This is a genomic window from Streptomyces sp. H27-D2 (assembly GCF_035828615.1).
Lineage (GTDB): Bacteria > Actinomycetota > Actinomycetes > Streptomycetales > Streptomycetaceae > Streptomyces.
Map to the genome: position 1 here is coordinate 1 of NZ_JAYMZR010000214.1, position 1,294 is coordinate 1,294.

1 protein-coding gene is annotated in these 1,294 nt (G+C 66.5%); it reads right to left on the reverse strand.

Annotated elements, in window-relative coordinates:
• Window positions 1-55 precede the first annotated feature (55 nt).
• Entirely contained in the window at window positions 56-1,213 is a 1,158-nt protein-coding gene (locus tag QMK28_RS33950; RefSeq protein ID WP_326443549.1) for an RNA-guided endonuclease InsQ/TnpB family protein, read from the reverse strand.
• Between the last annotated feature and the right edge of the window lie 81 nt (window positions 1,214-1,294).

A 1,294-nucleotide genomic window follows, 5' to 3' on the forward strand; every position in this document is an offset into this window, starting at 1 on the left:
GGGCTTGGAGGTAGCGCCCGACTGGCTGCCGGGTGGGCTCCTCCGTCTAAGCCACCTAGGGGGTGGCTGGGACGCGTGACTCACGCCCCGCGATCCACACGGTCTCGCCCTTGCGGGCGATGTTGTGGGACGCGTTGTCGTCCGCGTTGGCCAGGAACCCGCAGGCCCGGCACGCGAACGTTGCCTGTGTCGCCCGGTTCTTCCGGTCGATGTGGCCGCACTCGGAGCATTGCTGGCTGGTGTACGCCGGATCGACGTACACCAGCGGCACCCCGGCCCGGCGCGCCTTGTAGTCAAGGAACTGGCCGAGCTGGTGGAAGCTCCACGAGTGCAGTTTTGTCCGCTGGTCCTTGCGGAGCCGTACCCGTTCGCGGATGCCCGTGAGGTCTTCGAGGGCGATTCCGCGGCCGGTGCGTTCAGCGGTGGTGACGATGGTCTTGGAGATGATGTGGTTGACGTTCGCGGCGTGCCGCTGTTCCTTGCGGCCGCGCTTCTTGAGCAGGCGCTTGGCGGACTGGGTGCCCTTGGCCTGGAGCTTGCGACGCAAGTCGAGCTGCCGCTTGCGGTGCCGGTTCAACCCGCGCCCGGCGGCACGGTAGCCGCTGGACGTGGTGGCGATGTCGACGATCCCCAGGTCCACGCCGAGGAACCCGTCCGGCTCCGAGATCGGCACGTCGGGCAGGTCGATCGTGGTGATCAGGAAGAACATCCCGTCGCGCCGGATCAGGTCCGACTCGCCCTTACGCTGCTCGCGCAGCATCTTGAGCGCATCCGCCGAGCACACGAAGCGGACGTTCTTCAGCCGGCCCGCGGTCGTCCAGATGCTGACGGTCTGCTGGTCGTACTGCCACGACAGGCACCGGTCGTCATACGGTTGCGCCGCATCCGGCCGGAAGGCGATCGGCTTGGACTCGGCCTTGACCCGCCGCTTCGATCCCGGCTTGCCGAGGTTCCCGGCGCGGATGTTGGCCTTGAGCGTGGTGTAGGCGTCGCGGGTCTTCTTGATCACGTGCTGGGCGGCCTGCGCCCCAAGTCCCCGCGCCTTCAACTCGGCATAGGTGTGCTTCCGCAGCTCGTACTCACGCGGCACACCGTGCTCGAACGCGACCTTCGACACCCAGTTCGCGGCATCGTTGACCGTGTGCAGGGTCGCCGACAACGCGGCGGCCTGGTCGGCCTCCGGCATCAGCTTCAACTGCACAACGATCTTCATGCGGATCATCGTACTACAGTTGACCTATGTCACCACGATGGGAACCAAACCCCAATATTCGCAGGGGCCGTACGGTCGTCT

Bases quoted from the DNA above. Each gene is read 5' to 3' on its own strand.
- QMK28_RS33950 (WP_326443549.1), bottom strand. From the start codon at position 1,213: ATGAAGATCGTTGTGCAGTTGAAGCTGATGCCGGAGGCCGACCAGGCC.